The 23,017-nt window shown below is 61.7% G+C and carries 20 protein-coding genes; 14 read left to right on the top strand and 6 right to left on the bottom strand.

The features are described 5' to 3' along the window. Positions 1-2: 2 nt before the first annotated feature. Positions 3-1,820: a glutamine--fructose-6-phosphate transaminase (isomerizing) gene (gene glmS / locus JJJ17_RS14775; RefSeq protein WP_200687767.1), complete on the top strand. Its 1,818-nt coding sequence runs from the start codon at positions 3-5 to the stop codon at positions 1,818-1,820. A gap of 26 nt (positions 1,821-1,846) precedes the next feature. Here glmS and JJJ17_RS14770 read toward each other — a convergent pair whose 3' ends face one another. Next, a complete protein-coding gene (locus tag JJJ17_RS14770) occupies positions 1,847-2,605 on the bottom strand; it encodes a hypothetical protein (protein ID WP_200687766.1) in 759 nt (252 codons plus the stop codon). A 649-nt stretch (positions 2,606-3,254) separates the two neighbouring features. Between JJJ17_RS14770 and JJJ17_RS14765 the strand changes: the two genes are divergently transcribed. The 5 genes from JJJ17_RS14765 to JJJ17_RS14745 all read left to right on the top strand — a co-directional run bounded on the left by JJJ17_RS14765 (position 3,255) and on the right by JJJ17_RS14745 (position 8,533). Continuing rightward, positions 3,255-4,835, top strand: a complete 1,581-nt coding sequence (locus JJJ17_RS14765) for an ABC transporter substrate-binding protein (protein WP_200688068.1) — start codon at positions 3,255-3,257, stop codon at positions 4,833-4,835. Positions 4,836-4,914: 79 nt separating this feature from the next. Then, positions 4,915-5,922: an ABC transporter permease subunit gene (locus JJJ17_RS14760; protein ID WP_200687765.1), complete on the top strand. Its 1,008-nt coding sequence runs from the start codon at positions 4,915-4,917 to the stop codon at positions 5,920-5,922. Then, complete coding sequence (locus JJJ17_RS14755; RefSeq protein WP_200687764.1) at positions 5,919-6,830, top strand: ABC transporter permease subunit; 912 nt, start codon at positions 5,919-5,921, stop codon at positions 6,828-6,830. Before JJJ17_RS14760 ends, JJJ17_RS14755 begins: the two co-directional genes overlap by 4 nt. Positions 6,831-6,833: 3 nt before the next feature. Next, positions 6,834-7,697 carry an ABC transporter ATP-binding protein gene (locus JJJ17_RS14750; protein WP_200687763.1) on the top strand — a complete coding sequence of 288 codons (864 nt, stop codon included), beginning with the start codon at positions 6,834-6,836 and terminating at the stop codon, positions 7,695-7,697. Continuing rightward, positions 7,694-8,533 (top strand): ATP-binding cassette domain-containing protein, encoded by an 840-nt coding sequence (locus tag JJJ17_RS14745; RefSeq protein ID WP_200687761.1) that lies wholly within the window; start codon positions 7,694-7,696, stop codon positions 8,531-8,533. Before JJJ17_RS14750 ends, JJJ17_RS14745 begins: the two co-directional genes overlap by 4 nt. A 39-nt stretch (positions 8,534-8,572) precedes the next feature. Here the strand turns inward: JJJ17_RS14745 and JJJ17_RS14740 are convergent, their stop codons facing one another. Both JJJ17_RS14740 and JJJ17_RS14735 read right to left on the bottom strand, forming a co-directional pair. Continuing rightward, positions 8,573-9,913, bottom strand: coding sequence for a sigma-54-dependent transcriptional regulator (locus tag JJJ17_RS14740; protein ID WP_200687759.1), 1,341 nt, complete (start codon positions 9,911-9,913; stop codon positions 8,573-8,575). Further along, positions 9,910-11,604: a sensor histidine kinase gene (locus tag JJJ17_RS14735; protein ID WP_234464135.1), complete on the bottom strand. Its 1,695-nt coding sequence runs from the start codon at positions 11,602-11,604 to the stop codon at positions 9,910-9,912. The genes JJJ17_RS14740 and JJJ17_RS14735 overlap by 4 nt, the downstream gene beginning before the upstream one ends. Positions 11,605-11,814: 210 nt before the next feature. Between JJJ17_RS14735 and JJJ17_RS14730 the strand changes: the two genes are divergently transcribed. Then, positions 11,815-13,182 carry a dicarboxylate/amino acid:cation symporter gene (locus tag JJJ17_RS14730; RefSeq protein ID WP_200687755.1) on the top strand — a complete coding sequence of 456 codons (1,368 nt, stop codon included), beginning with the start codon at positions 11,815-11,817 and terminating at the stop codon, positions 13,180-13,182. Between the two features lie 134 nt (positions 13,183-13,316). On the opposite strand, the gene JJJ17_RS14725 is transcribed toward JJJ17_RS14730, so the two are convergent. Further along, entirely contained in the window at positions 13,317-14,156 is an 840-nt protein-coding gene (locus tag JJJ17_RS14725) for an ABC transporter permease (RefSeq protein WP_200687753.1), read from the bottom strand. Between the two features lie 119 nt (positions 14,157-14,275). On the opposite strand from JJJ17_RS14725, the gene JJJ17_RS14720 reads away from it, so the two are divergent. The 3 genes from JJJ17_RS14720 to JJJ17_RS14710 all read left to right on the top strand — a co-directional run bounded on the left by JJJ17_RS14720 (position 14,276) and on the right by JJJ17_RS14710 (position 17,742). Next, positions 14,276-15,790: a hypothetical protein gene (locus JJJ17_RS14720; protein WP_234464134.1), complete on the top strand. Its 1,515-nt coding sequence runs from the start codon at positions 14,276-14,278 to the stop codon at positions 15,788-15,790. Beyond that, positions 15,787-16,461 (top strand): ABC transporter ATP-binding protein, encoded by a 675-nt coding sequence (locus JJJ17_RS14715; protein WP_200687751.1) that lies wholly within the window; start codon positions 15,787-15,789, stop codon positions 16,459-16,461. The genes JJJ17_RS14720 and JJJ17_RS14715 overlap by 4 nt, the downstream gene beginning before the upstream one ends. 117 nt (positions 16,462-16,578) lie before the next feature. Further along, positions 16,579-17,742: an NAD-dependent epimerase/dehydratase family protein gene (locus JJJ17_RS14710; RefSeq protein WP_200687749.1), complete on the top strand. Its 1,164-nt coding sequence runs from the start codon at positions 16,579-16,581 to the stop codon at positions 17,740-17,742. 55 nt (positions 17,743-17,797) lie between these two features. Here the strand turns inward: JJJ17_RS14710 and JJJ17_RS14705 are convergent, their stop codons facing one another. After that, positions 17,798-18,580 carry a 3-hydroxybutyrate dehydrogenase gene (locus JJJ17_RS14705; protein WP_200687747.1) on the bottom strand — a complete coding sequence of 261 codons (783 nt, stop codon included), beginning with the start codon at positions 18,578-18,580 and terminating at the stop codon, positions 17,798-17,800. A 377-nt stretch (positions 18,581-18,957) separates the two neighbouring features. Here JJJ17_RS14705 and JJJ17_RS14700 point away from each other — a divergent pair, with 377 nt between their 5' ends. Together JJJ17_RS14700 and JJJ17_RS14695 are read left to right on the top strand one after the other, a co-directional pair. Beyond that, entirely contained in the window at positions 18,958-20,820 is a 1,863-nt protein-coding gene (locus tag JJJ17_RS14700) for an extracellular solute-binding protein (protein WP_200687745.1), read from the top strand. Positions 20,821-20,947: 127 nt separating this feature from the next. Further along, positions 20,948-21,277 carry a hypothetical protein gene (locus JJJ17_RS14695; protein ID WP_200687743.1) on the top strand — a complete coding sequence of 110 codons (330 nt, stop codon included), beginning with the start codon at positions 20,948-20,950 and terminating at the stop codon, positions 21,275-21,277. Between the two features lie 18 nt (positions 21,278-21,295). On the opposite strand, the gene JJJ17_RS14690 is transcribed toward JJJ17_RS14695, so the two are convergent. Further along, positions 21,296-21,634: a YnfA family protein gene (locus tag JJJ17_RS14690; protein ID WP_234464133.1), complete on the bottom strand. Its 339-nt coding sequence runs from the start codon at positions 21,632-21,634 to the stop codon at positions 21,296-21,298. A gap of 191 nt (positions 21,635-21,825) precedes the next feature. Between JJJ17_RS14690 and JJJ17_RS14685 the strand changes: the two genes are divergently transcribed. Both JJJ17_RS14685 and JJJ17_RS14680 read left to right on the top strand, forming a co-directional pair. Beyond that, positions 21,826-22,713, top strand: a complete 888-nt coding sequence (locus tag JJJ17_RS14685) for a cation diffusion facilitator family transporter (protein ID WP_325168826.1) — start codon at positions 21,826-21,828, stop codon at positions 22,711-22,713. Between the two features lie 40 nt (positions 22,714-22,753). Then, positions 22,754-23,014 carry a hypothetical protein gene (locus JJJ17_RS14680; protein WP_200687739.1) on the top strand — a complete coding sequence of 87 codons (261 nt, stop codon included), beginning with the start codon at positions 22,754-22,756 and terminating at the stop codon, positions 23,012-23,014. The last annotated feature ends 3 nt before the right edge of the window (positions 23,015-23,017 follow it).

Raw genomic sequence — 23,017 nt, 5'->3', positions numbered from 1 at the left:
CCATGTGCGGTATCATTGGTATTCTGGGTAAACACGAGGTTTCGCCGCAATTGGTGGATTCGCTGCGGCGGCTGGAATATCGCGGCTATGACAGCGCGGGCGTCGCCACCATCGACGCCGAAGGACGGCTGGACCGTCGCCGCGCGGTCGGCAAGCTGGTGAACCTGTCGGATCTGCTGGTCCACAATCCCCTGCCCGGCCATGCAGGTATCGGCCATACCCGCTGGGCCACCCATGGTGCCGCGACCGAGGTGAACGCCCATCCCCATAAATCCGGCCCGGTCGCCGTGGTCCATAACGGCATCATCGAGAATTTCCGCGAGTTGCGTCAGGAACTGATCGGCCTTGGCTTTCAGCCGCAATCGCAGACCGATACCGAAACCGTCGCCCTGCTGACCGCGCATCACATGGCCGAGGGAATGGACGCCGTCTCCGCAGCCCGCGCCACGCTGGCCCGCCTGCATGGCGCCTTTGCGCTGGCATTCCTGTTTGACGGCGAGGGCGATCTGATGATCGCCGCCCGCAAGGGCAGCCCTCTGGCGATCGGTCATGGCGAGGGTGAGATGTTCATCGGCTCGGACGCGGTGGCGCTGGCCCCGTTCACCGACCGGATCACCTATCTTGAGGATGGCGACTGCGCCGTCCTGACCCGCAATTCGCTGCAGATTTTCGATGTCGAGGGTAACCAGACCAATCGCGCGCAAAGCCGCATCGATGTCGGTTCAACCGCCATCGACAAGGGCGGCTACCGGCATTTCATGGCGAAAGAGATCGCCGAGCAGCCGGTGGTCATCGGCGACGTGCTAAACCATTACATCAAGGGCGACCGGATCGTGCTGCCCGACGGGCTGGATTTCCGCGCCGTTGACCGGCTGTCGCTGGTCGGCTGCGGCACCGCCCATTATGCGGGCCATGTGGCGAAATACTGGTTCGAGCAACTGGCCGGCCTGCCCTGCGACATCGATGTGGCATCCGAATTCCGCTATCGCGAGCCGCCTTTGTCGCCCACAAGCTGGTTCATCGCGATCAGCCAGTCGGGCGAGACGGCGGACACGCTAGCCGCGCTGCATTACGCCAAGGACCGGGTCGCGCAGACGGTCGGCCTGGTCAATGTCGGCACTTCGGCCATCGCGCGGGATGCAAGCATCGCCCTGCCGACGATGGCCGGGATCGAGGTCAGCGTCGCCTCGTCCAAGGCATTCACCTGTCAGTTGACGGCTTTGGCGATTTTGGCCCTGAAGGCCGCGCATGATCGCGGGCGTCTGGACGATGCCGCGCTGGCCGCGCATCTGGCCGATCTGCGCGCCATTCCGGCGCTGATGCAGCAGGCGCTGAACCTGTCGGACGATTGCCGGGGGCTGTCGGAATGGCTGTCTCAGGCGCAGGACATTCTTTATCTCGGTCGCGGCTCGCTGTTCCCGGTGGCGCTGGAAGGCGCGCTGAAGATGAAAGAGCTAAGCTATATCCACGCCGAGGGTTATGCCTCGGGCGAGTTGAAGCACGGCCCGATCGCGCTGATCGACCGCGACCTGCCGGTGGTGGTGCTGGCCCCGCATGATCATCTGTTCGAAAAGACCATCTCGAACATGCAAGAGGTGATGGCGCGTCATGGGCAGATCCTGCTGATCTCGGACCGGGACGGGATTGCCGCTGGCGGCGAGGGCGTCCGCGCCGCGCTACCGATGCCTCCGGGCGGTGGTGTGTTCCAACCGATCCTCTATGCGATCCCGATGCAGTATCTGGCCTATCACACGGCGGTCGCCAAGGGCACCGATGTGGACCAGCCGCGCAATCTGGCAAAGTCGGTGACGGTGGAATAGGCCGCGCGCCGACGGTGCTGCCGGATCTATAGCTGGACGACCTTGTATCGAGGCTTCTTGCGCAGTGAAGGCGAAAGCGGGCCCGTTTCGAATTTGCGCTGAACGGCCAGAAAGAGCGTGGTTTGCCAGAGCCTCGTGAACAGGACCGCCATGCCCAATGCCAAGGTTCCGGTCGTATTCAAAAGACGCTCGGTGATGTTGACGCTGGAATAGACGCCGCCGCCAAAGGCCACCGCGCCAAACACACAGACCGCGATCCAGAAAATCCGCCCGGCCAGAATGAGGCGATAGAGCCAATCAGGCAGGCCGGCGCGTCGATCAAGACGATAGGGAAGCACGAATTCGACAATGCCGTCCGATGCGGTGATCCAGCCTCTGCGCACCATTGTCTGGATCATCCCGTCGAGGTTCAGATACCTGAGAACCAGCGCGTTGACGATCACGGCGTGCAACACCCCAAGGATAAGCAGGATCAGCCAAAGACCGTGCATCCGTCCCGCAGTCTCAAGCGTCAGCCCGACCGAACAAAGCCAGATCGGGCCGACCAGCAGGATCGGCGCCTGAACCAGCAGGTGAAAACGGTTGCTGGGGAAACGGCGCTCGATCAGTTTTGCGATGCTGAACGCCGCGATGATGACGGCAGGCAGCCAAATCCAATGAAAGCCCGCGACGGAGATCGGGTAGGCATTGAACAGGATCAGCAGCGTGAAGAGGACGATGATATATTCATGGACCGGCTGATCCCTGTCCGCTCTGACAAGGCGGCGATTGTCGGTTTGGGTCATGGCTGGGCCAGCGCTATTTTCACAGCGCTGATGAGCATCCGAGGCCTTGGCTTCCGGGCATGGAGCCAGAATCTGAGGCGCGAAAGGATGGCATCTGCTGCGCTTTGGGTGTTTTCGGGGCGCCGCAATCGGCTCACAGGATCCTCTGATACCGGGCCGATCAGTCCGGTTCGAACAGCTTGTTGAAGATAGCCCTCGCGTAAATCCGGGGTCGTGAAGCCTGCCGAGCTGCACGAAAATTGGCGAAAATCCGCAGCCCGCAGAAGTTTTTCGAGGCGAATTGCAAAATTCGGGTGACGGTCTTGCTGTAGCCCGCGCGAAAGTTTGCCCCGCCGCACGCGAGACAGGGCGGACAGAGACGCAAGAATATTCCGTCGCGGCGCGCTGTGATTACCATTTCGCGTCAAAGTCATGCGGTCTTGTATCATCTGTTGCGCGAGCTGCGACAGCCTTCCTCAAAGCGCCCAGACAGCCGGAATCCTTGGGCTGCGACTTAACGCATGGTCACTTTGGATATGGCAATCTGCCTGCCCCTTCGGCTCTTGAACCTCACCTGATTCTAGGTCCAAATCACGGGATATTGCGCGCTCGCCCTTGGCGGAGCGGCGCATAACAAAAAGGGAGGTTCACCGTGAACATTCGTTATCTGATGGCAGCCTCGGCGCTTGCCATGATTGCTGCAGCGCCGCTATCGGCAAAGACCTTCGTCTATTGCTCGGAAGGCTCGCCGGAAGGCTTCGACGCCGCGCCCTATACGTCGGGCACCACGTTCGACGCCTCGGGGCACGCCATCTACAACCGTCTGGTGCAGTTCAAGCCCGGCACCACCGAGATTGAACCCGCGCTGGCCGAAAGCTGGGACGTGTCCGAGGATGGTCTGGAATACACCTTCCACCTGCGTCCGGGCGTTAAGTTCCATTCGAACGACCAGTTCACCCCGACCCGCGATTTCAACGCCGATGACGTGATCTTCAGCTTCCAGCGTCAGGGCGATCCGAACCATCCCTGGCATCAGTATAACCCCGGCATCACCTACGAATATTACAGCTCGATGGAGATGGCGAAGCTGATCGAAAGCATCGAGAAAGTCGATGACAACACGGTCAAATTCACCCTGACCGCCCCCGAAGCGCCATTCCTGGCAAACGTCGCCATGCCTTTCCTGTCTATCGTCTCGCAGGAATATGCCGACACGCTTGACGCCGCCGGCACCCGCGAAGGGCTGAACAACAATCCGATCGGCACCGGGCCGTTCCGCTTTGTCGCCTATCAGAAAGACGCCGTGATCCGTTACGAGCGGAACGACGATTACTGGGGCGAAGCGCCGAAGATCGACCAACTGGTCTTTGCGATCACGCCCGATGCCTCGGTTCGTTTGCAGAAGCTGCAGGCAGGCGAATGCCACCTGATGCCCTACCCCTCGCCCGCCGATATCGAGACGATCCGCAACGATCCGAACCTCAAACTGGACGAACAGCCCGGTCTGAACGTCGGCTATCTGGCCTATAACACCACCGTCGCGCCGTTCGATGATGTCCGCGTCCGCAAGGCGCTGAACATGGCCATCGACAAGCAGGCCATCGTGGATGCGGTGTTCCAGGGCGATGCAGAGGTCGCCAAGAACCCGATCCCGCCGACCATGTGGGGCTATAACGACGCCGTCGAGGATGACGCCTATGATCCCGAAGCGGCCAAGGCGCTGCTGGAGGAAGCAGGCGTCAGCGGTCTGAACATGCAGATCTGGGCGATGCCGGTGCAACGGCCCTATATGCCGAATGCCCGCCGCACCGCCGAGCTGATGCAGTCGGACTTTTCGAAGATCGGTGTCAACGCCGAGATCGTCTCTTACGAATGGGGCGAATATCTTGAAAAGTCGATGGAACCGGGCCGCGAAGGTGCGGTGATCCTTGGCTGGACCGGCGACAATGGCGATCCTGACAACTTCCTGTCGGTGCTGCTGTCCTGCGCCTCGGCCGAAGATGGCGGCGCGAACCGTGCCTTCTGGTGCAACGAAGAATTCTCGGACCTGTTGGCCAAGGCGAAAGCCAGCACCGACACCGAAGAGCGCACCAAACTTTATGAAGAAGCACAGGTGATCTTCAAGGATCAGGCGCCTTGGGCCACGATCGCGCATTCGACGCAATATGTGCCGATGCGCAGCAACGTGACCGGCTTTGTTCAGTCCCCGCTTGGTGACTATACCTTCGAAGGCGTAGACATCACCGAATAATGGTCGAATACTCGGCTTAACCTTGCATGGGTCGCGAAGGGTTCAATACCCCTCGCGACCTTTCAAGCTGGGGGGCAAGATGATCAGATTCATCCTATCCAAACTTCTCTATCTCGTCCCGACCTTCATCGGGATCACCATCGTGGCCTTTGGCTTCATCCGGCTGTTGCCGGGCGATCCGGTTCTGCTGATGGCAGGTGAGCGCGGCGTCTCGCCCGAGCGTTACGCCGTCATCGCCGAGCAACTGGGCTTCGACAAACCCGTCTGGCAGCAATACCTGACCTATCTGGGCAATCTGTTGCAGGGCGATCTGGGCAATTCGCTGGTCACCAAGCGGCCCGTCATGGATGAATTCATGGCCCTGTTCCCGGCAACGGTCGAATTGGCGGTCGTCGCGATCATCCTTGCGACGCTGATCGGGGTGCCGGTGGGCGTCTTGGCCGCGATCAAGCGCGGGTCGTGGTTCGACCAGATCTCGATGACCGGCGCATTGGTCGGCTTTTCGATGCCGATCTTCTGGTGGGGCCTGCTGCTGATCATCTTCTTCTCGGGCTATCTGGGATGGACGCCGGTTTCGGGGCGCATCTCGCTGATGTATTACTTCCCCGACGTGACCGGCTTCATGCTGATCGACAGCCTGCTGTCGGGCGAAAAAGGCGCCTTCACCTCGGCGGTATCGCATCTGATCCTTCCCTCGGTGGTGCTGGCAACGATCCCGCTGGCGGTGATCGCGCGGCAGACCCGTTCGGCCATGCTGGAAGTGATGGGCGAGGATTATGTCCGCACCGCCCGCGCCAAGGGGCTGAAGCCGTCGCGGGTCATCGGTATCCATGCGCTCAGGAACGCGATGATCCCGGTCATCACCACCATCGGCCTGCAGGTCGGTGTGCTGATGGCGGGCGCGATCCTGACCGAGACGATCTTCTCATGGCCGGGCATCGGCAAATGGATGATCGATTCCATCTCGCGCCGCGATTATCCGGTGGTCCAAAGCGGGCTGCTGCTGATCGCGCTGATCGTGATGGTGGTGAACCTGCTTGTTGACCTGACCTATGGTCTCATCAACCCGAGGATCCGGCACAAATGACAGATACATCCGTAACCGCAGTCAAGCTGTCCGACGCCGCGATCCGCCGCCGGATGCTGAAAGAGTTCTGGTTCTACTTCAGCCGCAACAAGGGCGCGGTGCTGGGCCTGATCGTCTTTATCCTGCTGGTGCTGACGGCGATTTTCGCGCCGCTGCTGGCGCCGCATGACCCGACCCAGCAATATCGCGATGCGCTGCTGGTGCCGCCGGTCTGGCAAGAGGGTGGCCGCGCGGGCTTCATCCTTGGCACCGATGCAGTTGGTCGGGACATGCTGTCGCGGCTGATCTTTGGCGCACGCTATTCGCTGTTTATCGGCATCGTCGTCGTCTCGGTGGCGCTGTCGGGCGGGATCATCATCGGTCTGATCGCGGGCTTTTATGGCCGCTGGATCGATACCGTCATCATGCGGGTGATGGACGTGATCCTTGCTTTCCCGTCGTTGCTGCTGGCGCTGGTGCTGGTGGCGGTGCTTGGGCCGGGGCTGACCAATGCGATGATCGCCATCGCCATCGTCTATCAGCCGCATTTCGCGCGTCTGACCCGCGCCGCCGTCATGGCGGAAAAGCAGCGCGAATATGTGACCGCCGCCCGCGTGGCGGGGGCCGGAAACATCCGGCTGATGCTAAAGACGATTCTGCCCAACTGCCTTGCGCCGCTGATCGTGCAGGCAACCCTGTCCTTCTCATCCGCGGTGCTGGATGCGGCGGCACTGGGCTTTCTGGGCATGGGCGCGCAACCGCCCGCGCCGGAATGGGGCACCATGCTGGCCGAGGCGCGCGAATTCATCATGCGCGCACCCTGGGTCGTCACCTTCCCCGGTCTTGCCATCCTGATCTCGGTCCTTGCCATCAACCTGATGGGCGACGGGCTGCGGGACGCGCTTGACCCGAAACTGAAGCGGAGCTGAGCCATGTCCCTTCTCAATATCAGGAACCTGACCGTCCGCTTTGCCACCTCGACCGGCGCGTTCACCGCCGTCGATGGCATCGATGTCCGCGTGGACAAGGGCGAGGTTTTGGCGGTCGTGGGCGAATCCGGTTCGGGAAAGTCGGTGGCGATGCTGGCGGTGATGGGGCTGTTGCCCGACACCGCCACCGTCACCGCCGACGAGATGACCTTCGACGGACAAAACATGCTGGCGATGAGCCCGCGTCAGCGCCGCCGCATCATCGGGCGAGAGATCACCATGATCTTTCAGGAACCGATCGCCTCGCTGAACCCGTCCTTCACCGTCGGCTATCAGATCGAGGAAGTTCTGCGCTTTAATGCCGGGCTTGGCCGCAAGGCCGCCCGCGCCCGCGCGATTGAGCTGTTCGACGCGGTGGGCATTCCCGAACCCGAACAGCGGCTGAAATCCTATCCGCACCAGATGTCGGGCGGGCAGTCGCAGCGGGTGATGATCGCCATGGCCATCGCCACCAATCCGCGCCTTTTGATCGCGGATGAGCCCACCACGGCGCTGGACGTGACCATCCAGAAGCAAATCCTTGATCTGCTGATGAAGCTGCAAGAGGATTCCGGCATGGCGCTGATCCTGATCACCCATGACATGGGCGTGGTCGCCGAAACCGCCGACCGGGTGATGGTGCAGTACAAGGGTCACAAGATGGAGGAATCGGATGTGCTGACGCTGTTCGAGAACCCGCAAAGCCCCTATACGCGCGCCCTGCTGTCGGCCTTGCCCGAAAATGCGACGGGTGACCGGCTGCCCACGGTCTCGGATTTCTTCAAGGCCGCCGATGCGCAGATCGCAGCGGAAGGAGGTGCGGCATGAGCGTTGTTGTCGAAGGCCGCGCGCTGACCCGCGACTATCTGGTCCCCGGCTCGCTGACCCGCAAGGCCAAGCTGATCCAAGCCGTCAAAGGCATCAGCTTCAGCGTCGAGGCGGGCAAGACCCTTGCCATCGTCGGTGAATCCGGGTCCGGCAAATCGACGCTGGCACGGATCGTGGCGCTGATCGATCCGGCCTCGGGGGGAGAATTGCTGATCGACGGCAAGCCGGTGGACATCTTGCAACACCGCCCGACGCGCGAGATGCGCTCGAAAGTGCAGATGGTGTTCCAAAACCCCTATGGCAGCCTCAATCCGCGCCAGAAGATCGGCGACGTGCTGACCGAGCCATTGGCGCTGAACACCAACACCCCCGCCCGCGAGCGTCGCGAACGGGCCGAGGCGATGCTGGTCAAGGTCGGCCTGCCCGCCGAGGTCTACAACCGTTACCCGCATATGTTCTCGGGCGGGCAGCGGCAGCGGATCGCGATTGCGCGGGCTTTGATGCTGAACCCCGATCTTCTGGTGCTGGACGAACCCGTTTCGGCGCTGGATCTGTCGGTGCAGGCGCAGGTGCTGAACCTGCTGGCCGATTTGCAGGACGAGTTCAATCTGGCCTATGTCTTCATCAGCCACGATCTGTCGGTGGTCCGCTATATCGCCGATGATGTGCTGGTGATGCACAAAGGCGAGGCGGTGGAACAGGGCAGCCGCGAGGCGCTGTTCTCGGACCCGCAGCACCCCTATACCCGCTCACTTTTCGCCGCGACCCCGGTGACGGATATCGAGGCGATCCGGGCAAGGGTTGAGAAGCGGGCAGCGATGCGCGCCGCCGTCTGAACGTCAAAAATTGCGGTGACCGTCGCTTTGGCGGGCACCCTATCCGCGGAAATCGCTGGCCTTGATGCCGTGCCGCGCCAGCTTGTCGTAGAAGGTCTTTCGCGGCAGCTTCAAATCATCCATCGCCCGGCTGGCATTGCCGCCCGCCATTCGCAACGCCTCGCGGATGATCTCGGATTCGTAGGTCGCCAGCATATCGGCCAGACCGGGCCGCGCCTCGGCAGGTCCGGCCCCGCCAAAGGCCGATACGCCCGAGACGGTTCCTTCCGCGAATTGCCTCAATTCCCGCAGATTGCCCGGCCAGTCATGGGCCTGCAACCGCGCCAGTGTCAGCGCGGTCAGCACCGGCACCGGCAGGTTCAGCCGAGCGCTGGCATCCTGCACGAAATGCCGGAAGAGCAGCGGAATATCCTCGCGCCGGGCCGAAAGCGGCGGCACCTGCAGGATCACCCCGGACAGGCGGTAATACAGATCGGCGCGAAACTGCCCCTGCCGGACCAACCCCTGAAGGTCGCGCCGGGTCGAGGCCAACACCCTCAGATCAAGCTCTCGGGCAGTGGCGCTGCCGGGGGCGCTGATCTCACCCGCCTCGATCACCGCTTGCAGGCGTGCTTGCAGCGGCAGAGGCAGGGCGTCCACCTCGGCCAGAAACAGAGTGCCGCGATGCGCCTTTTCCAGACGACCGACAAGGCGCTGATGGCGCGGCGCGCCGGGTTGGCCGGGTTCTGCGCCGATGAATTCAAGCTCGAAACGGTCGGGGTCCAGCGCGGCACAGGCGACATGCACGAAAGCGCGGGCCCGGCGCGGGCTTTGGCGGTGGATGGCACGGGCCACGGTTTCCTTGCCCGCGCCCCCCTCGCCGGTGATCAAAGCATCGACACCGGTTTCGGCGACACGCGCCACGGTTTCGCGCAGATGCTCGATCACGGCACTGTCGCCCAACAGCGTCTCTCGTTCGGACGAGGCACGGGGAAGCTGGCGAAGCTGGCGGTTCTCCATCACCAAGGCCCGCTGGGCCGAGGCGCGGCGTAGTGCGGCGGCAAGCTGATCGGCGCCTGCGGGCTTGGTCAGGAAATCGTAAGCCCCGGCCTTCAGCGCGGCGACGGCCATTTCCACATCGCCATGCCCGGTCAGAAGGATCACCGGCAGTTCCGGGTCCAGCGCCTTCAGCCGGTTGAAGAGCTCCAACCCGTCGATCTGCGGCATCCGCACATCGGTCAGCACCACCCCCGGATAATCGCGGTCCAGCCCCTGAAGCGCCTCGGCGGCAGAGCCGAAGGGCTGGACCGTGAACCCGGCAATCTTCAGCGCCTGCGCCGTCGCCGCCAGCAGATCGGCATCGTCATCGACCAGCCGGACCAGAGGACCGGGCGCGCTCATTCCGCAGCCTTCAGGATCAGCCGGAAAGTCGCGCCCTGCCCCTCGACCGGCGGCTCGGCGGTCAGTTCGCCTCCGAAATCGCGGGCGATGTCCTGCGAGATCACCAGCCCAAGCCCCAACCCGTCAGGCTTGCTGGTCGAAAACGGGATGAACAGGTTCGACCAGATTTCCGGGCGAAGGCCCGGACCGTTATCGGCGACGGTAATTTCGACCAGATCGCCCCGGCGCTCGGCGGCGATGCGGATGCGCGGATCGGGGCGGTCGGTCAGAACCTCTTGCGCGTTCTGGATCAGGTTGACGAGGATCTGTTCCAGCCGCACCGCCTCGGCCATGACTTTCAGGCCCGGCGGGATCGCGGTCTGCACCATCTGCCCGCTATCGGCGCGGCGGCGGCTGGCGGTCAGCAGCAACGAGGCTTCCAGCACCTCGGCAAGACCGACAGGCTCCAAGCGCCCGGTGGCCTTGCGGGAAAAGCCGCGCAATTCGGTGGTGATCTGCGAGATCCGGTCGGTCATTTGCACGATCTTGGCCAGATTGTCGCGCACATCGGCATCGGTCGTCGCAGGCAACAGGGCGCGCGCATTTTCGGTCAGCAGCCGGATCGTTGCGAGGGGCTGGTTCACCTCATGCGCAACACCCGCCGTCACCTGCCCAAGCGTCGCCAGCTTGTTGGCCTGCACCAGATCGGCCTGCATGCTGGCCAATCTCTGTTCCGCCACCCGGCGTTCGCGCATTTCGTCGGATAGTTCATGCGTCCGCAGGGCAACGGCATGTTCCAGATCGATCCGGTAACGACGCTCGTTCTCGTCACGCTCCAACCGCCTGCGACGCGCCTGCCGCGCACGGCTGAGCCACAAGGCGACAACCAGCATTCCCGCCGCAACCGCTACGGTCGCCACCGCCGCCGCCTCGGTCGCCGAGGATTTCGAGGTCCGCAGAAGCAGCATCCAATCCGCGCCCGGCACCGGCTCTCTTACCTCGATCTGGTCCAAAGGCAGCGCGGGCAGCGGCTGAAAGCGAAATTCGGGCGCGCTGGTCAGCACCACGGTCGCATCCGCCGCCGTCACCAATGTGTCGTCGGGCGAACGCGCCCATGACGCCTCGAACGGATCGAATTCGACCTTCACCACGACGACGCCCAGCGTCCCCTCTGGCCCGTCAACGCGGCTGGAGAGGTAAAGGCCGGGCTGGTTGCTCATCGTGCCAAGCGCATATTCGCGGGCCTGCCCGTCGCGCAAAGCTACGCCGAAATATTCGCGGAAACTGTAATCCTGCCCGACGAAGCTGACCGGCTCGTCCCAGTTCGAGGCAGCGACGGCTGTGCCCGTCAAGTCCAGCATATAGATGACCGAGCTTTGCGTCTCACGGTGCAACCGCTCCAGCTTCTGCGATACCGATTGCAGGGCGGCGCTGCTGCCGGTGCGGAGCGCGGTCCGCACCGTATCGTCATCCGCCAGAACCGCCGCCACCGCCCGCTGTTTCGCCAGCACGCTTTCCAGTGCCTGCACCCGCAGGCTGGCGGCGGTGGTGCTTTCGGCGCGGATGCCCTCGATCCCGGTAGCACGGACAAGCCAGAACAGCCCCGCCAGAAAGACGACCGCCAGAAGCAGCGTCAGGACACGCAGAACCGCCGGCAAACGGCGCGAACCGGCCTGCGTATCAGTGACGCCATCCTGTGCGATTCCAGTCATCGATCCTCCCCCGCGCCAGTCTAGCAGTTGTTTCATATCCCGCACAGTGCGATTTCAACTGTGCGGAAAACGAAACATATTGACGTATCATCTTTCACGAAAATGTCACGAAAACAAACAATTGCTGTTTTTTCAGTCAAATGTCGTCTGACAAATCTCGATTCGTAAGATGCCCTCACAAATGTGATCCGCAGGTTTGAGGAGGCCCCTATGCAGATCGATACATCCGCCGCGCATGTCCCGCATCAGCCGAAGCCATTCTATCGTCACCTGTATTTCCATGTTCTCGTGGCAATCGTCGCCGGTGCATTGCTGGGCCATTTCTGGCCACATATCGGCGAGTCGATGAAACCGCTGGGCGACGGCTTCATCAAGCTGGTGAAAATGATCATCTCGCCGGTGATCTTCCTGACCATCGTGACCGGCCTTGCCGGAATGGGCTCGCTGAAAGGCGTGGGCTCGGTCGCCGGGAAGGCATTCGCCTATTTCTTCTTTTTCTCGACGCTGGCACTGATTGTCGGCCTGATCGTCGCGAATGTGATTCAGCCCGGTTCGGGCATGAACATCGACCCCGCTTCGCTGGATGCAAACAGCGTCGCCGGTTACGCCAGCAAGGCGCATGACAGCTCGCTGGTGGGCTTCGTGCTGGACGTGATCCCGACCACCTTCACCTCGGCCTTCGTGGACGGGAATATCCTGCAGGTTCTGTTCATCTCGATCATCTTCGGGGTGGCGCTGATCCTGGTGGGTGAAAAGGGCAAGCCGGTCGTCGCCATTCTGGAAGCCGCAAGCCATGCCGTCTTCCGCGTCGTCGATATCCTGATGAAAGCCGCACCGATCGGCGCGTTCGGTGCCTTTGCCTTCACCATCGGCAAATACGGCATCGCCTCGATCATCAATCTCGCGGCTCTGGTCGGCACCTTCTATCTGACCTCGGCGCTGTTCGTGATCGTCATCCTCGGCACCGTCTGCATGATGAACGGCTTCTCGATCTTCCGGCTGATGGCCTATCTGAAGGCCGAACTGCTGCTGGTTCTGGGCACCTCGTCCTCGGAATCGGCGCTGCCGTCGCTGATGGAGAAGATGGAAAAGGCTGGCTGCGCCCGTCCCGTCGTGGGTCTGGTCGTGCCGACCGGCTACAGCTTCAACCTTGACGGCACCAATATCTACATGACGCTGGCTGCGCTGTTCATCGCTCAGGCGACGAATATCGACCTGTCGCTGAGCGATCAGATCCTGCTGCTGCTGGTGGCGATGCTGTCGTCGAAAGGCGCTGCGGGTGTGACGGGTGCCGGTTTCATCACGCTGGCCGCAACGCTGTCGGTCGTGCCGACCGTGCCGGTTGCCGGGATCGCGATCATCCTTGGCGTGGACCGCTTCATGTCGGAATGCCGCTCGCTGACCAACTTCATCGGCAATGCCGTGGCGACCGTGGTGGTCAGCCGTTGGGAAGGCAAGCTCGACACCGAGCGTCTGCACGCCGTCCTTGGCGGGCAAGAGCCGGGCGATGCCGAACCCTTTGAAGACCTGACCCCGGCCCCTGCTGGCCTGCGGCTGGGCGAGAAAAGCGCGGACTAAAACGCGCCAGGCGGACCCGGCCTACTTCTCCACCACCGGGTCCGCAAACTCGAAGACCGGAATGGCTGCCGCCGTTCCGGTCTTTTTTCATGGGCAAGGCAAGCAGAGGGCCTCCCCCGATGCTGGCGTTCGACTTAGCTGTTCTGCAGGTCGCGGTGATAGCGGATCAGCAGACCAAGGCCCAAGGCGATCAGTGCCAGACTGACACCGAAAACATAAGTCGGGCTGACATATTCTCCCACATAGGAGTGGTAGAAGGACTTGCGCATCTCGCCGACGACATGGACCAGCGGGTTGAACCACAGGTATTTCTGGATCGGCTCTGGCACCTCGTCGAAGATGAAGAAGATGCAGGACACCAGAAACAGCGGCTTGGTGATAATCGACCATAGCTGTTCCCAGATCGGGAAGGCCGAAAACAGGAAGCAGTTCATCACCCCCACACCAAGCCCAAGCATCAGGCCCATCGTGATCGACAGCACGATCCCCTCGATCTGCGGATCAGTGCGGGTCTCCATGCCCAGAACAATGCCGGTAAAGACAAGTGCCGCGATCAGGATCTGCGTGATCGATATCACAAAGGCGCGCGCGATCAGCGCATCGACAAAGGTCACCGCCGGATAGGCCAACAGCGATTTGGTCGAGGTGATCGCATTGGCGATCCGGCCCGACATGGCCATGTACATGGTGAAAGGCACCACGCCGGTCGCATAGAAGATGGCAAAGTTCGTGCCCATCGGCGGCGTCCGAAAGCCCAGCGAAAAGATCAGCGTCAGGATCAGCACCCCGCCCACCGGCTCAGCAATCGACCAGAGATAACCGCCCGAGGTGCCGCTTTTCATCGTCGTCACTTCGCGCAGGATCAGCGCACCGATGGCGCGCAGCGTGGCGTAACTGCGATGTTTGTGTACAGGGCGCAGCTTGCCGTCGTTGGGAGCGGTGACGCGGCGGGTCGGAAGGGGGACGTTGGTCATAGGCTGGGCCTGCAAGATTGGGCTGTTCACGATCCCGTTTGGCATCGATGCTGGAACTACGTTCCGGCTTTATGTATGACAGCGCGCAGAGAATTAACAGCAGGCACGAGTCCGCGCGCATGTCCGATATCAAAGATTCGCCGGGAAAGCCCGCAACAGGTGCTGGCGATAAAGGCGATGGCAGCAACGAAACCGAGTCGCGCCGCCCGAATTTCAACTCGCCCCTGACGGCCGCAGCCCGGCCGCAGCAGGCTGAAGCCGCACCTGCGCCCGCCGCCGGGGCGGCAGCGGCAGCGGCAGAGCCCAAGGCTCAGCCCGCACCTGCCGCAAAAGAACCCGCCGAAGAGACGCCACCTGCTGCCGCACCCGCTGGCGGCGCGGCAAGAGGTCGTCCCCGCGGCAAGGGCGACAGCCCCGCTTTGACCATCGAACAGCGGCGGCGGCAGGCGAACCGGCGCGCTCAGGCATTGAAGGCCGCACAGCGTCCGACGCCCGCCCCTGCCCGTCCGGTCCGTCCCACTGCTCGCCCCGCCCGCTTCCTGCGTCGTCATTTTGGTGTGGTGCTGGGCTTTGTTCTCGTGGTGCTGCTGCCGGTTCTGGTCAGCGCATGGTATCTCTATGCCCGCGCCGCCGATCAATATGCCTCGCATCTTGGTTTCTCGGTCCGCTCGGAATCCGGCCAGAGTTCGGCTGAATTGCTGGGCGGCATCACCTCGATGGTCGGCGGCACCAGCAGCGGTGCGACCGATACCGATATTCTCTACAAGTTCATCCAGAGCCATGATCTGGTCGAACGCGTGGACCGGAAACTGAACCTGCGCGAGATCTGGTCGAAGGCTCCGGGCGATCCGGTCTTCAACTATTCCGGCAACCAGTCGCTTGAGGATCTGTTGTCGGAATGGTCCGGCAAGGTAAAGATCTACTACGATAACGGCATGATCGATCTGCGCGTGTTGGCCTTTGATCCGAAGGATTCGCAGGCGATCACGCAGGCGATCTATGACGAAAGCACCATTCTGATCAATCAGTTGAACGACATCGCCCGCGAAGATGCGCTGCGCTATGCCCGTCAGGAACTGGACCGGGCGGTCGATCGGCTGAAGGAAGCGCGCACCGCCGTTACCGCGTTCCGCAACCGCCACCAGTTGGTCGATCCGACGGCGGATGTGCAAGGTCAGGTCGGTGTGGTCAGCACGTTGCAGGCGCAGTTGGCCGAGCAGTTGGTGGCGCTTGGCCTGCTGCAGGCCAATGCCCAGCCCGAAGATCCGCGTATCTCGCAGACCCAGCTTCGCATCAATGTGATCCGCGAACAGATCGCCGCCGAGCGGCAGAAGTTCGGCTCGGAAACCGCGACGGGCGAGGCTTTGTCCGAAGTCGTCGGTCAGTATGAGGGGCTGTCGGTCGATCGGGAATTTGCCGAGCAAAGCTATACGGCGGCTTTGGCCACCTATGACAGCGCCCGCGCCGAAGCCGCGCGGCAGTCGCGCTATCTGGCCGCCTATGTGCAGCCGACCTTGGCGCAAGAGCCGGAATTCCCGCAGAAGTCGCAGTTGATGTTCATGATCGCAGGCTTTCTGCTGATCCTGTGGATCATCGGCGTCATGGTCTTCTACAGCCTTCGCGACCGGCGATGATCCGGCTGGTCAAACTTTACAAAAGCTACAAGTTGAACGGGCGCACGAAAATCGTCGCCCGCAACCTGAACGCGGTCTTTCCGACAGGCGTGTCAGTGGCTCTGTTGGGTCGGAACGGCGCGGGGAAATCCTCGCTGTTGCGGATGATCTCGGGCGCGATGTTGCCGACTTCCGGGCAGATCCTGTCCACCGGCACCATCAGCTGGCCGGTGGGCTTTGCGGGCTCGTTCAACCGCGACCTGACGGGCGAGCAGAATTGCCGCTTCGTGGCCCGGGTTTACGGCGTCGATACAGACGAGATGCGCGATTTCGTTCAGGATTTTGCTGAATTGGGTGACCATTTCTACCTGCCCTTCCGCACCTATTCCTCGGGGATGCGGGCGCGGCTGGCCTTTGGTGTCTCGATGGCAGTGCCCTTTGACACCTATCTTGTGGATGAAGTCTCTGCGGTCGGCGATGCCTCTTTCCGGGAAAAGTCGAACCGGGTCTTCAACGACCGCATGTCGAATGCCGGGGCCATCGTGGTGTCGCATTCGATGACGATGCTGCGGCAGACCTGTCAGGCCGGCGCGGTGCTGGAAGGCGGCACGCTGTCCTATTACCACGACGTTGAAGACGCGATCGACGTGCATCTGTCCAATATGGAGCGTAATCTGGCCGTCCAAGGCTGAGGTTCCGCCCCCCTGTCGGCGGGCATTTGCGACAGGACCGTGACGCCTTGATGGCGGATCTGGCGTCCCCCGGAAGCGCGGACTACAACCCTCTAAAGTCGCAATGAGGGTAATCGCATGAAGATCATCGTTCTAGGCGGAGACGGATTTTGCGGCTGGCCAACGGCCCTGCACCTGTCGGCCCGCGGCCATGATGTCATCGTCGTGGACAACCTGTCGCGCCGGAAAATCGATGTCGAGCTGGAGGTGACCTCGCTGACCCCGATTCGCCCCTTGGGCGAGCGCGTGAAAGCATGGCACGAAGTCACCAACCACCAGATCCGGGTCGAGAACTTTACCGTGGGTGAGAATTATCACCGCCTGCTGACCCTGTTTCAGCAGGAAAAGCCCGATGCGGTGATCCATTTCGCCGAACAGCGCGCCGCGCCCTATTCGATGAAATCAAGCTGGCACAAGCGCTACACCGTCAGCAACAACCTGAACGCCACCAATGACGTGCTGGCCGCCATCGTGGAAAGCGGGCAGGACATCCATCTGGTCCATCTGGGAACCATGGGCGTTTATGGCTACGGCACGGCGGGGATGAAGATCCCCGAGGGCTATCTGGACATCATCGTCGAGACGGAAAACGGCACCGAACGGCAGGAGATCCTTTATCCCGCCAATCCGGGCAGCATCTATCACATGACCAAGACCCAGGATCAGTTGTTCTTCTATTTCTACAACAAGAATGACGGCGTCAGGATCACCGATCTGCATCAGGGCATCGTCTGGGGCACCCAGACCGAGGAAACCCGGCTGGACGACCGCCTGATCAACCGCTTCGATTATGACGGCGATTACGGCACCGTGCTGAACCGTTTCCTGATGCAGGCCGCTATCGGCTATCCGCTGACCGTCCACGGCACCGGCGGCCAGACCCGCGCCTTCATCCATATTCAGGACACCTGCCGCTGTATCGAGCTGGCCTTGACCAATGCCCCCGCGCCCGGCGAGCGGGTGTCGATCCTGAACCAGATGACCGAAACGCACCGGGTCCGCGATCTGGCGCAGATGATCGCTGACAAGACCGGGGTCGAGATCGCCTATCTGAAAAACCCCCGCAACGAGGCTGACGAGAACGACCTGCACGTCGCCAATGACCGTTTTCTGGGCCTTGGGCTGGACCCGATCCGGCTGGAAGATGGGCTGCTGGCCGAGGTGCAGGAGATCGCAAAGAAATATGCCGACCGCTGCGACCGGGATAAAATTCCCTGCGTGTCGCAATGGCGGCGGGCCTGACAACCGCCCCTAGGATCGGATGAAGAAAGAGCGCCTTCCGGCGCTCTTTTTTGTCTTACAAAGCGGTCCAGCCGCCATCGACGCTGATCGTCGTGCCGGTAATCTGCGCCGCCGCGTCGCTGCACAGAAACACGGTCGTGTCGCCCAACTCCTCGACCGTGGCGAATTCCTTCGAAGGTTGCCGCTGAAGCATGACGTTCTTGATCACGTCGTCGCGGCTCATATTGTATTCCTTCATCGTGTCGGGGATCTGCGCCTCGACCAGCGGCGTCAGCACATAGCCCGGACAGATGGCGTTGCAGGTGATCTTTTCCTGTGCCGTCTCCAGCGCGGTCACCTTGGTCAGACCGACGACACCGTGCTTGGCCGCGACATAGGCGGATTTGAACGGGCTGGCGGTCAGGCCATGGGCAGAGGCGATATTGACGATCCGGCCCCAACCGGCCTTGCGCATCATCGGCAACGCGGCTGCGGTGGTGTGGAAGCTGGAGGTAAGGTTGATCGCAATGATCGCGTCCCATTTCTCGGTCGGGAAATCCTGAATCGGCGCGACATGCTGAATGCCCGCATTGTTCACCAGAATATCGCAGGCCCCGGCCTTCTCGACCAGCGCCCGGCATTCCTCGCCCTTGGACATGTCGGCCTTGATATAGCGCACCTTGACGCCATGCTGTTTCGCCAGTTCTTCGGCGAGGGCGTGATCCTCGTCCCGGTCGGTGAAACTGTTCAGCACCAGATCGGCGCCCGCCTTGGCCAACTGATGGGCCACGCCAAGACCGATTCCCGAATTGGAACCCGTGACGATTGCCGTCTTGCCGGTCAGAAATTTCTGGAACATGGAATCCTCCAATACTCGCGTTCGGGCATCACCCTAATCCTCGCAGTCGCGGTGTGAAGCCCGAAACGCCCCCGAATTGCGGTGTCACAAAGGCGTGCCTGAATGTGATCACGGCGGCGCGGTGTGGCCGCAGACGGGCCAATTGCACAATCAGCCCTCACCGATTTACGCCAGCATCGGGCCAAAAAAAAGCGCCCGCACAAGGCGGGCGCAAGTCATGAGGCAGGTTTCATACAGGCAAGAAACCTATCGAGCAGTGACACATTTATACGCGACTCCCTGCCCGAGTCCAACACCGAAGTTTGGCCTGCCATTGACGCCCGCGGGCCGAGATTGTTGAAATCGTGCCGAAAACAAGAACGACAAGGCAGCGGGCAATGCGAATCTTCAGAATCCCTAACAAATGCGCGATCAGGCGAGGTTTTTTCGCCTTGACGGCGCTTGTCGCGGGTGTTGCAGCAATGCCGCTGACAAGCCTTGCCGAGCCGGTCCATGGCATTGCAATGTATGGAAAACCTGCTCTCGAAGATGGGTTTGAGAGGCTGCCATATGCCAATCCTGACGCCCCGAAAGGCGGAACGATTCGCATGGCGGAACCGGGCAGTTTCGATTCCCTGAAACCATGGATTCTGAGGGGAAATGCGGTCTGGGCGGTCGGCGTACATGTGCCCGAGACGCTGATGTATCGTTCGCTGGATGAACCTTTCACGCTTTACGGCCTGCTTGCCGAAACGGTCGAGACGGACGAGTCGCGAAGCTGGGTCGAATTTACCCTTCGCCCCGAAGCGCGCTTCTCGGATGGCAGTCCGGTCACTGTCGAGGATGTGATGTGGTCCTATGAAACGATGGGAACCGAGGGCCATCCCCGCTATCTGGCAAGCTGGTCCAAGGTCGCTTCGATGGAAAAGACCGGGCCGCGCAGCGTCCGCTTTACCTTTACCGAGCCTGACCGGGAAATGGTCATGCTGATGGGCATTCGCCCGATCCTGAAAATGGCCCAGTGGGAGGGCAAGGATTTCGCCCAATCGGGTCTGGAACCGCCAATCGGGTCTGGCCCCTACGTGATTGATCGCGTCGATCCAGGTCGCTCGATCACCTTTCGCCGCAATCCCGATTATTGGGGTAACGATCTGCCGATCAATCGCGGGCGGAACAATTTCGACGTGATCCGCTATGATTATTTCGGCGATGCCAATGCCATGTTCGAGGCGTTCAAGGCGGGCGTCATCGACATCTGGCGCGAATTGTCGCCGCGCAAATGGGAGCTTGAGTTCAATTTCCCGCTGATTACGCAGGGCAAGGCGCTCAAGGCCGAGATCCCGAACCGTCGGCCTTCCGGGATGATGGGGCTGGCGATGAACACCCGCAATCCGCTGTTTGCCGACTGGCGCGTGCGGCAGGCGATGATCGAGGCGTTCAATTTCCAGTTCATCAATGCCGCGCTGAACGCCGGGGCAGAGCCGCGCATCAGTTCCTATTTCTCCAATTCCGATCTGGCCATGACCCCCGGCCCGGCAGAGGGTCGCGTGCTGGACCTGCTTCAACCCTATGCCGCCGATTTGCCGCCCGGTGCGATCGAGGGCTATACCCTGCCCGAGGGCGACAACCGCCCGCTGGACCGAGCCGGGCTGCTGCGCGCGGTGACATTGCTGGAAGAGGCTGGCTGGCGGGTCGAAAATGGCGTCCTGCGGAATGCCGACGGTCGGCCCTTCCGCTTCGAGATCCTGCTCAATCAGTCGGGCAGCGCCATGCGGACCGCGTCCGAGACGCAGCAATTCGCCGACATCTATGTGGAATCGCTGCGCAAGCTGGGGATGGAGCCGCGGATCACCCTGCTGGACGCGGCCCAGTTCATTCAGCGCACCAACAATTTCGAATTCGACATGACTTGGTTTGAACGGGCGCTGTCGCTGTCGCCGGGGAACGAGCAGATGTTGTATTGGAGCGTCGCCTCGGCCGATCAGCCGGGCAGCCGCAACCTGATGGGGATCAAAAGCCCGGCGGTCGATGCGATGATCCGCGATATTGTCGGTTCTGAATCTCGCGAAGATTTTATCGCTGCCGCGCAGGCGCTTGACCGCATTCTGATCAGTGGCCGCTATGTCATCCCGGTCAGTTTCTCGCCAACGTCACGTCTGGCTCATTCCGCAAACCTGCATTATCCTGAAGCGACAACGCCGCTTTACGGAGATTGGCCGGGCTTCTTGCCCGAGCTTTGGTGGCAGGAGGCAGAAAAATGAGAGCAGTCATAGGGGCCGTCTTGGCCTGTGCGTTGCTGGCGGGGTGCAATACCGTCGCTGGCGTCGGTGAAGACATTACCGGGATGGCCACATGGGCGCAGACCGGATTGGGAGGGAGCTCGTACTGATGAAGTGGCATCACGTTCAGGAAAACTGGACGGCATTCTACGAAGCGATCCTCGAGAAATGGCCCGAGGCCGATGAATCCGAGCTGGACGAGGTCGATGGCGATCAGCGCGCATTCATCGCCTATCTGGCCGATGCGACCGGGCAAGAGACATCCGAAATCCGCGAGGAGCTTCGGGAATGGCTGGCCGGTGAGATCCCTTCGGACGTGATCATGGACCCGACCCATGACAATCACTCGATCTCGCTGAGCGCGAAATACGTGAACGAGGGCGAAGACGTTTATGACGACGATGCCCGGTTCGGTGACGACGACGCGAACGAGGACTGACTGCGGCCACAGTCTGGATCAGGCCGCGCGCGGCCCCCAGAGGATGATCGCCGCGCCGATCAGGCAGACGGTGCCGCCGATCAGATCCCAATGGTCGGGCCGCTGCCCCTCGACCACCCTTAGCCAGATCAGCGTGGCGGCGATATAGACGCCGCCATAGACCGCATAGGCACGCCCGGCATGTTCAGCCGGGCTCAGCGCCAGCAGCCATGCGAAAAGCGCCAGCGACAGCATCCCCGGCGCTAGCCAAAGCGCCGATTTCTCCAGCCGATACCAGGCCCAGAAGGCAAAACAGCCGACGATTTCGGCAATGGCTGCAAGAAAATAGATCGCGACGGTTTGCATAAGTTCGCTCATAAGGCAGCGGCTTTCCGGCGTCCAGCGGCGGCGCGGCGCGTTACCCTGACGCAACAATGGCGATTTTTGACGCAGACGGGCCATGATGGGCCGACCCGGCATTGAGATCGTTACAAACTTCTGACAAACCGCCAAAACACACCGTCGCATCTTGCGGATGTTTCGAAAGACCGGCCATGTCCAACCCCGCCATGACCACTACGATCAGGATCGCCGCAGGCAGTATTGCGGTCGGATTGATCGTGCTGATGCTGAAAACGCTTGCCTGGTGGCTGACGGGTTCCGTCGCTCTGCTGTCCGACGCGCTTGAAAGCACCGTCAACGTGGCGACCGCCATCGCCGCATTGGTGGCGATCCGCATCGCCGCGCGTCCGGCGGATCACCATCACCCCTATGGTCACCACAAGGCCGAATTCTTCAGCGCCGTTCTTGAAGGGGTGATGATCATCGTCGCCGCTTTGCTGATCCTGCGCGAGGCATGGCACGGATTCCAGGCGCCCCGCGAGTTGGATGCACCCTTGCCGGGCCTGATGATCAACATTCTGGCCGGGGTGCTGAACGCGCTGTGGTGCCGGGTGCTGATCACGCGCGGCAGGACGCTGAAATCCCCTGCCCTTGTCGCCGACGGCCATCACCTGCTGGCCGATGTGGTCACTTCGGCAGGGGTGGTGCTTGGCGTGGCGTTGGCCGTCTGGACCGGCTGGTGGTTCCTTGATCCGCTGCTGGCCGGAATCGTCGCGCTGAACATCCTGTGGTCAGGCTGGAAGGTCATGGCCTCGTCGCTGAGCGGGCTGATGGACGAGGCGGTCCCCGACGATATCCTTGAGACGATCCGGCGCATCATCTCGGACCGGGCGACCGGCGCGATCGAGGCGCATGATCTGCGCACCCGCCATGCCGGACGCGCCACCTTCATCGACTTCCACCTTGTCGTCGAGGGCGAAACCACGGTCGCCCGCGCCCATGAAATCTGCGACCGGATCGAGGCGGCACTGAAAGCCAAGCTGCCCGAGGCGGAAATCACCATCCATGTCGAACCCGAACACAAGGCCAAGCACTCGGGCGTGCTGGTTTTGTGATTGGACTACCCCTTTCCGCCTGAATTGCCGGATTGCGAATATGACCGAGACTCAAAAAACCGGAGCCGAGAAATCTGACCGTCCCTCGCGCTGCAAAGCGGTCAGCGAGGCGCGGTCGAAAGAGATCGGCATTCTCATGTTCAAGAACGCCACGCTGATGAACACCCTGTCAGAGCTGCGCGAGCTTCTGGCGAATCCGCATCAGCGATCCCATGCGGATCTGCATCAGAATGTCGGCAACGCGCTGGACCTGATCGAGACGATGCTGTCCGACCCGTGGATCGACCGGCGGACGAAATAAGGC

Source organism: Paracoccus caeni (genome assembly GCF_016629665.1).
GTDB lineage: Bacteria > Pseudomonadota > Alphaproteobacteria > Rhodobacterales > Rhodobacteraceae > Paracoccus > Paracoccus caeni.
Note: the sequence above shows the minus strand (reverse complement) of the source record. Positions and strands in the feature narration are given on the sequence as shown.

Bases quoted from the DNA above. Each gene is read 5' to 3' on its own strand.
- glmS (WP_200687767.1), top strand. From the start codon at position 3: ATGTGCGGTATCATTGGTATTCTGGGTAAACACGAGGTTTCGCCGCAA.
- JJJ17_RS14770 (WP_200687766.1), bottom strand. From the start codon at position 2,605: ATGACCCAAACCGACAATCGCCGCCTTGTCAGAGCGGACAGGGATCAG.
- JJJ17_RS14765 (WP_200688068.1), top strand. From the start codon at position 3,255: ATGGCAGCCTCGGCGCTTGCCATGATTGCTGCAGCGCCGCTATCGGCA.
- JJJ17_RS14760 (WP_200687765.1), top strand. From the start codon at position 4,915: ATGATCAGATTCATCCTATCCAAACTTCTCTATCTCGTCCCGACCTTC.
- JJJ17_RS14755 (WP_200687764.1), top strand. From the start codon at position 5,919: ATGACAGATACATCCGTAACCGCAGTCAAGCTGTCCGACGCCGCGATC.
- JJJ17_RS14750 (WP_200687763.1), top strand. From the start codon at position 6,834: ATGTCCCTTCTCAATATCAGGAACCTGACCGTCCGCTTTGCCACCTCG.
- JJJ17_RS14745 (WP_200687761.1), top strand. From the start codon at position 7,694: ATGAGCGTTGTTGTCGAAGGCCGCGCGCTGACCCGCGACTATCTGGTC.
- JJJ17_RS14740 (WP_200687759.1), bottom strand. From the start codon at position 9,913: ATGAGCGCGCCCGGTCCTCTGGTCCGGCTGGTCGATGACGATGCCGAT.
- JJJ17_RS14735 (WP_234464135.1), bottom strand. From the start codon at position 11,604: ATGACTGGAATCGCACAGGATGGCGTCACTGATACGCAGGCCGGTTCG.
- JJJ17_RS14730 (WP_200687755.1), top strand. From the start codon at position 11,815: ATGCAGATCGATACATCCGCCGCGCATGTCCCGCATCAGCCGAAGCCA.
- JJJ17_RS14725 (WP_200687753.1), bottom strand. From the start codon at position 14,156: ATGACCAACGTCCCCCTTCCGACCCGCCGCGTCACCGCTCCCAACGAC.
- JJJ17_RS14720 (WP_234464134.1), top strand. From the start codon at position 14,276: ATGTCCGATATCAAAGATTCGCCGGGAAAGCCCGCAACAGGTGCTGGC.
- JJJ17_RS14715 (WP_200687751.1), top strand. From the start codon at position 15,787: ATGATCCGGCTGGTCAAACTTTACAAAAGCTACAAGTTGAACGGGCGC.
- JJJ17_RS14710 (WP_200687749.1), top strand. From the start codon at position 16,579: ATGAAGATCATCGTTCTAGGCGGAGACGGATTTTGCGGCTGGCCAACG.
- JJJ17_RS14705 (WP_200687747.1), bottom strand. From the start codon at position 18,580: ATGTTCCAGAAATTTCTGACCGGCAAGACGGCAATCGTCACGGGTTCC.
- JJJ17_RS14700 (WP_200687745.1), top strand. From the start codon at position 18,958: ATGCGAATCTTCAGAATCCCTAACAAATGCGCGATCAGGCGAGGTTTT.
- JJJ17_RS14695 (WP_200687743.1), top strand. From the start codon at position 20,948: ATGAAGTGGCATCACGTTCAGGAAAACTGGACGGCATTCTACGAAGCG.
- JJJ17_RS14690 (WP_234464133.1), bottom strand. From the start codon at position 21,634: ATGAGCGAACTTATGCAAACCGTCGCGATCTATTTTCTTGCAGCCATT.
- JJJ17_RS14685 (WP_325168826.1), top strand. From the start codon at position 21,826: ATGACCACTACGATCAGGATCGCCGCAGGCAGTATTGCGGTCGGATTG.
- JJJ17_RS14680 (WP_200687739.1), top strand. From the start codon at position 22,754: ATGACCGAGACTCAAAAAACCGGAGCCGAGAAATCTGACCGTCCCTCG.